Annotated in this window: 6 protein-coding genes and 1 pseudogene; 3 read left to right on the top strand and 4 right to left on the bottom strand. The window is 64.0% G+C overall.

Features of this window, described 5'->3' with window-relative positions; translation table 11 throughout:
• Positions 1-128 precede the first annotated feature (128 nt).
• A complete protein-coding gene (locus tag ACK1U9_RS24775; protein WP_153670969.1) occupies positions 129-1,193 on the top strand; it encodes a YkvI family membrane protein in 1,065 nt (354 codons plus the stop codon).
• Between the two features lie 112 nt (positions 1,194-1,305).
• On the opposite strand, the gene ACK1U9_RS24770 is transcribed toward ACK1U9_RS24775, so the two are convergent.
• The 3 genes and pseudogenes from ACK1U9_RS24770 to ACK1U9_RS24760 all read right to left on the bottom strand — a co-directional run bounded on the left by ACK1U9_RS24770 (position 1,306) and on the right by ACK1U9_RS24760 (position 4,213).
• Positions 1,306-2,046 carry a methyl-accepting chemotaxis protein gene (locus ACK1U9_RS24770; protein WP_370290711.1) on the bottom strand — a complete coding sequence of 247 codons (741 nt, stop codon included), beginning with the start codon at positions 2,044-2,046 and terminating at the stop codon, positions 1,306-1,308.
• Positions 2,047-2,160: 114 nt separating this feature from the next.
• Positions 2,161-3,192 (bottom strand): annotated as a pseudogene (gene mcpA / locus ACK1U9_RS24765) (methyl-accepting chemotaxis protein McpA); the annotation flags it as partial.
• Between the two features lie 142 nt (positions 3,193-3,334).
• Positions 3,335-4,213 (bottom strand): LysR family transcriptional regulator, encoded by an 879-nt coding sequence (locus tag ACK1U9_RS24760; protein WP_449110249.1) that lies wholly within the window; start codon positions 4,211-4,213, stop codon positions 3,335-3,337.
• 101 nt (positions 4,214-4,314) lie between these two features.
• Here ACK1U9_RS24760 and ACK1U9_RS24755 point away from each other — a divergent pair, with 101 nt between their 5' ends.
• Entirely contained in the window at positions 4,315-4,743 is a 429-nt protein-coding gene (locus ACK1U9_RS24755) for a PACE efflux transporter (RefSeq protein WP_046616821.1), read from the top strand.
• A gap of 122 nt (positions 4,744-4,865) precedes the next feature.
• Here the strand turns inward: ACK1U9_RS24755 and ACK1U9_RS24750 are convergent, their stop codons facing one another.
• Positions 4,866-5,927: a hypothetical protein gene (locus ACK1U9_RS24750; RefSeq protein WP_108480306.1), complete on the bottom strand. Its 1,062-nt coding sequence runs from the start codon at positions 5,925-5,927 to the stop codon at positions 4,866-4,868.
• A gap of 196 nt (positions 5,928-6,123) precedes the next feature.
• Between ACK1U9_RS24750 and ACK1U9_RS24745 the strand changes: the two genes are divergently transcribed.
• Positions 6,124-6,447 (top strand): transposase (locus tag ACK1U9_RS24745; RefSeq protein WP_449110248.1); only part of this gene is annotated, 324 nt, incomplete at its 3' end.

The following is a 6,447-nucleotide window of genomic DNA, read 5'->3' as shown; positions in this document are numbered from 1 at the left end:
CCCCCCCCCCCCCCCCCCCCCCCCCCCCCCCCCCCCCCCCCCCCCCCCCCCCCCCCCCCCCCCCCCCCCCGCTCCCACAAAAGCGATGTGGTGGCAGTGAGACAACAACAATAAATCCAGAGGTTCACATGCAAGAGCAGCTGAAGATTGCAGGCGCATTTGTCGGCGTGATCGTGGGGGCGGGGTTCGCTTCGGGGCGGGAACTGTTGTTGTTCTTTGTCGATTTTGGCGTATGGGGGTTGGCCGGTGCACTGGTCAGTGCAGCCTTGTTCACCCTCCTCGGCATGGCCCTGGCGGGGCTGGGCAATCGCCAGCAGGCCACCTCGCACAAGGATGTGATCCAGGCCATCTGCGGCCGTCACCTGGGCCTGTTCGTCGACTGGCTGATCACCTTTTTCATGTTTGCCGTCACCGTGGTCATGCTGGCCGGTGGTGGTGCCCTGCTGGAGCAGCAGTTCGGTATCCCGGCGCTGACCGGCAGCGTGCTGGTGACACTGGTGGTGGTGGGCATCGTGTGCCTGGACGTGCGCAAGGTGATCCTCGCCATTGGCGCCATTACCCCGTTGCTGATCCTGGTGGCATCGGCGATCGCGTTGTACGCCGTGTTCAGCCGGGAGCAGAGCTTCGCCCAGCTTGACCACCTGGCCAGCCAGCAACAAGCGGGCACTCGTCACTGGCTGCTGGGGGCGTTGCTGTACGTGTCGTACAACATCGTTGCCGGCGCGCCGATCCTGGCCATCCTGGGCGGCTCGGCCAAGGGCGAGAGAACTGCAGTATGGGGTGGGCTGCTTGGTGGTGCAGCATTGGGCGGGCTGATGCTGGTGATGAGTGCCGGGCTGTTGTCGCGCCTGGACAGCGTGGCTGACCTGCCGATGCCGATGCTGTCGATCGCCAACGAAGTATCGCCACTGCTGGGGCTGGTGATGTGCCTGATCATCTTCGGCATGATCGTCAACACCGCCGTGGGTACGTTGTTTTCCTTCCTCGCGCGGCTGATGCCGTCGGGTACGGCGAAGTTTCGCTGGGGCTCGGTGGTGACCGGGGTGGTGGCGTTCGGTTGCAGCCTGGTGGGGTTCATCAGCCTGGTGGGTGAGGTGTACCCGGTGTTCGGCTACCTGGGCTTCGTTCTGATGGCGGCGGTGCTGTTGGCCTGGTTGCGGCGGAGCAAAGTGGTTAAAGCGGCGGTGGCGTAGGGGGCTGCTGCGCAGCCCGATCGCGACACAAGGCCGCTCCCACAAGGATCGCATGGCACCTGTGGGAGCGGCCTTGCGTCGCGATTGGGGCGCAGAGCGCCCCCCTGGGCCATCAGATCCTGAAGCTGCCTACCAGCTGCTTCAGGCGCCCGGCCTGCTGGGCCAGTTGGTCGCAATGGCGCAGGGTCTCGTTGAGGTTCTCCACCCCTTGCTGGTTCAGGGCGTTGATCTGGGTGATGTCCAGGTTGAGGCTCTCGACCACGGCGGTCTGCTCTTCAGTAGCGGTAGCCACCGACTGGTTCATGCCATCGATCTCGCCAATGCGCTGGGTCACGCTGGCCAGGCGCTCGCCGGCCTGGTTGGCCACCTGCACGGTCTGCTCGCTGGAAACCTGGCTGGTGTTCATGGTGTGCACCGCTTCGCGCGAGCCTACCTGCAGGCTGGTGATCATGCGGTGGATTTCTTCCGCAGATTCCTGGGTGCGGTGCGCCAGGTTGCGTACCTCGTCGGCCACCACGGCAAAGCCACGGCCGGCCTCACCTGCACGGGCCGCTTCGATGGCGGCGTTCAGCGCCAGCAGGTTGGTCTGCTGCGAGATGCCCTTGATCACGTCGAGGATCTTGCCGATTTCGTCAGTGCTGGCGTTGAGCGTTTCGATTTGCGCACAGGACTCGCTGATGCGCTGCGACAGGGCGGTCATGGCGCTGATCGCTTCTTCGACCACTTCACGGCCACCGTGGGCCTGCTCGCTGGCACCGCTGGCATGCTGCGAGGCATCGGCGGCGTTACGGGCGATTTCCTGGGTGGCAGCCCCCAGCTCGTTGATCGCTGCGGCCACGCTATTGGTGCGCATGCTTTGCTCTTCGGAGCCGATGATCGACGCATTGGAGGCGTTCATCACCTTTTCCGACAGGTCGTGCACCAGGCGGGTTGCCGAGGACACTTCGCTGATCGAGGCATGAATACGCTCGACGAAGCGGTTGAACGAAGTGGCCAGCTCGCCGAACTCGTCCTTGTTCTGCACAGTCAGGCGGCGGGTAAGGTCACCTTCGCCCTCGGCGATGTCGCGCATGGCGCGGCCCATGGTGGTCAGCGGGCTCATCAGCACCGGGATCAGCAGGCCGAGCAGGCCGGCGATGGCAGCCACGGCGATCAGCATGGCGATGATCGCCGAGGTGCGGAACTGGCTGAGCGCGGCGTAGGCCTTGTCCTTGTCGATCGACAGGCCGATGTACCACTGTGCCGAGGGCAGGCCGGCTACCGGGGCGAAGGAGATGATGCGGTCCTGGCCATTGAGGGTGACATCCTGCATGCCGGCGGCGACTTGCAGGTTGCTGCCGGGGTAGATGTCCTTGAGGTTCTTCATCACCTGGTCTTTGTCGGGGCTGACGATCACCTGGCCATTGCTGTCGGCCAGGAAGGCGTGGCCGATGCCGCCGAAATCGACCGAGTTGATGATCTCGACCAGGGTATCGAGGGTGACGTCACCGCCGACCACACCGATCAACTCGCCATTGCCCTTGCTTTTCACCGGCGTGGCGATGGTTACCATCAGGCCGCCGACAGCGCCCTGGTACGGGGCAGTCAGCACGGTCTGCCCGGCGCTGGCCGCGGCGCCGTACCACGGGCGCTGACGTGGGTCGTAACCGGCGGGCATCTGCGTATCGGGGCGCTGGGTGAACACACCGTTGGCCTGGCCCAGGTAGGTGAACAGGAAATTGCGCGTGTAGGACGGCTGCTCGATCAGCCCGGGCAGGGTGTCACCGGCGCCTTGCTGGGCGATGTCCTGAGCCAGGTTTTCCAGTACCAGGATGCGTCCGCTCATCCAGTTCTGCACGCTGCTGGCGGTCAGTGCACCGGACTGCTGCACCGAAGCTTCTATGTTCTGGCGAATGGTGTTGCGTTGCAGGTAGTCGTTGTAGAGCGTGAACAGGGCAAATGCCAGGACCACGACGCCGCAGGCGCTGAGCAGGATCTTGTGGCGAAATTTCAGGTTCATGTTTCGAGACCTTGGGCCAATGAGGGGAGGGCGCAGCGCGCTCATGACGCATTGCGGAACCTATCGACCGGGATATCGGCTCAAGGGGTAAAAGACTGAAGTGCTTACAGAAATTTCTTACGGTCGTTTCGACGGACGGCATTCACCGGCTACACAAATTCTCGATCAACAGGCGTGCAGCCTGCTGCAACGGTTGCTGCCTGCGCCAGAAGATGTGTACCGGCAACTGCAGCTCGTTGCAGGTGTTGCGAAAATCCAGGCGCACCAGGCGCCCGCTGGCCAGCAGTGGCGCGACCCGCGATAGCGGCAGGTCGCCCCAGCCCAGGCCGGCCTCCACCATCTGCAGGGCGAGGTCGAAACTGTCGGTTGACCAGTGCGTTGCGCCTATCAGCGGGCGTGGGTCGGCCAGCGGCAGGTCACGGCTGCGTACCAGGATCTGGCGTACCCGGGTCAGGTCTTCGAGGTAGTGGATTCGCCCCCCGCGCAAGGCCGGATGGGTGGGGGACAGGGTGGCTACCAGCGACTCCATGCCGATGTGCTGGAAGCCGCGACGGGCATCGACCTGCAGTCCGGCAAAGGCCACGCATAGGTCGGCGCGGCCGCTGTCGAGCAGGTGCATGGCCTCTTCCTGCGGAGCGCTGAGCAGGGCGATGTCAAGCAGCGGGTGCCGCTCACCCAGGCAGGCGATGGCCGCCAGCAGCGGGCTGTGGTCGATGTCCGGCACCACGGCCAGGGTCAGGCTGCTCTCCAGCCCCTGCGACAGCTCCAGGGCATGCACCTGCAGCAACCCCAGCTGCTCGGCGATCAGCCGGGCATGGGGTTCCAGCGCCATGGCCTGGGCGGTCGGGCGGACTTCGCGGGGGCCGCGCTCGAACAGGGTGTAGCCTAGTTCGGCCTCGAGGTTGCCGATGGCCATGCTCACGGCCGAAGGCACCCGCTGCAGGGCGCGCGCGGCCGCGGAGAACGAACCACGGTCGAGTACGGCGAGAAACAGCTGGATATTGTCACTGGAAAAGTTCATGGCAGCCTCCTGTCAGTAGATCTGACAGCTGCTGACTTTTGCTGTCAAGCACGATGAAGCATGATCGCGCCCCATCGCTTTGTCATTGGAGGCAACCCCGGGTGCAGGGAATCAAACGCAAACTGGTCTACGTGACTTTCTATGAACTGATCGGGCTGTGCATGTCGACCCTCGGGCTGGCCTACCTGTCGGACACCCAGGCCTCGCATACCGGGCCTCTGGCGGTGATGATCACCACCATCGCCATGCTCTGGAACCTGATCTACAACACCTTGTTCGAGTGGTGGGAGAGCCGCCAGGCCAAACGCGGGCGCAGTGTGGCACGGCGGGTGGCGCATGCCATCGGCTTCCAGCTGACCCTGGTGGTGTACCTGATCCCGCTGATTGCCTGGTGGCTGGACATGACATTGCTGGAGGCGTTGCTGGTGGACATGGCGTTCATCGTGCTGGTGCCGTGCTACACCTTTGCCTACAACTGGGCGTTCGACCGGGTCTTTGGCTTGCCCAGTTCGGCAATGGCAGCAGCCTGATTCAACCTGTTCCGTCCTCTTCGCAGCACAAGGCTGCTCCTACAGCGACCGCACAACCTTCAGGCCGGTGCGGTCGCTGTAGGAGCAGCCTTGTGCTGCGAAGAGGACCGAACAGTCAACCACTAAGGTGGCAGCCGAATGATCAAAGGCTCCTGCTGCTGCCTCACCTGCTGCTCGACCGGTTGTTCCTCCGTCCTCGGCGCACTGGCCAGCAAGCTGTCCTCGACCTGCCCCGACAGGTAGTACACCCCTGCCATGGCCCCGCTCTGGCGGTTCTCCATCAGCTCCTGCCATTCCTGGTTCAGCGCCACGTTGAGGATCACCCGCAACTGCTCGACCATCTGCGGGTGTTCACGGTCATGGGTCATCATCCCGTAACCGGCCGCCGCAATCGAAATCATCGCCCCCGCCACCTTGCCTACCGCCGACGCCACGGCACTGGCGATGCCGCGCGGAGCCAGGGTAGCGCCAAGCTTTTCACTGGCCTGGTTGGCCACCGAATTCAGCCCGACATCGGTCTTCCCGGGGCCTTTGCTGGCCTGTTGGTGCAGGTGCTGGCGCATGGCTTGCCAGGCCGGTTGCTGCGCCAGCGACTTGGCCCGCAGCAATTGGTACAGGCTGGCATTGCGTGCATCCGGCGGCCCCAGGGCGATGGCGGGAATGCGGTTGAGGCGCTGGCTGAACTGCTCGGGGGGGGCGTTGTAGCGGCTGATGATAGCCGGCAACTGCTGGCCGAGCAGTTGCAGGTACAGCTCGCTGGCGCGGTCGCGAATGCCTTCGGGGTTGATCTGCTCGGCCACCGGTTCGATAACCCGCTTGTGGTACTGCTCCTGCAGGTACAGCGCCAGGCGCTTTTCCGCCGGTTCCCGTCCTTCACCGCTGTCGATCTTGTACCAGGCTACCTTGAGGGTCAGCCACTGCTGGGTCCAGTAGCCGGTAAACCAGGGGATGAAGTCGCTTTCGGTGCGCTGCTGTACCTGTTCCTTCCATACTCGCATGGAGCGCCGGGCATAGTCGTTGGCCGAGCCGGTGGCGCCAACCGAGGCTTCGATCAGGTCCTGATCGATGCGTTGCCAGGCGGCGGAGGTGAGCACTACCGGTGCCTGGGGGATAGGTGCGGGCTTGCCTGCGCAGCCCGCCAGGGCCAGCAGCAGGCACAGCAGCAGGAGGACTCGAGTGCTCACGCGACCGCCTCCCTGGTCGAGGCTGGGGTGGTTCTCGGAGTATAGGGTGGGGAGTGAAGGGCTGCCGTGCAGCCCATCGACGCGGTTCGTCGCCACGACAAGCCACCTCCCACAGGGACCGCGATGACCTCGGGAACAGCGCGAAACCTGGACTGCCCCCAAGAAGTTGGACACCAATCCAACCCTTGGGGGATCTATGGGTAAATACACAGAGCAGTTCAAGCTCACGGCTATCACCGCTTACCTAGAGGGCAGCCGGGGCTTTCGCAAGGTGGCACAACACTTTGGCATCGATTTCAGCCTGCTTCGGCGCTGGGTTGCTGGCTACCAAGTCGATGCCAGCCTCAGCCCCCGCTCGCATGGTCGCCGCTACACTGAGGAATTCAAGCGGCGGGTGCTCAAGTACATGCTTGAGCATCGTCTGTCCTTGCGCCAAACAGCGGCGCACTTTGGCCTTGGACAGTCCTCACAGATAGGCATTTGGCTGCGGCAGCACTACAGTGGCAGTCCTGTAGCCACT

This window comes from Pseudomonas sp. XP1, from assembly GCF_053557675.1.
This window is presented reverse-complemented; position numbering and strand designations above follow the sequence as displayed.

Excerpts from the sequence above, each read along its gene's own strand:
- ACK1U9_RS24775 (WP_153670969.1), top strand. The coding sequence starts at position 129 with ATGCAAGAGCAGCTGAAGATTGCAGGCGCATTTGTCGGCGTGATCGTG.
- ACK1U9_RS24770 (WP_370290711.1), bottom strand. The coding sequence starts at position 2,046 with ATGCGCACCAATAGCGTGGCCGCAGCGATCAACGAGCTGGGGGCTGCC.
- ACK1U9_RS24760 (WP_449110249.1), bottom strand. The coding sequence starts at position 4,213 with ATGAACTTTTCCAGTGACAATATCCAGCTGTTTCTCGCCGTACTCGAC.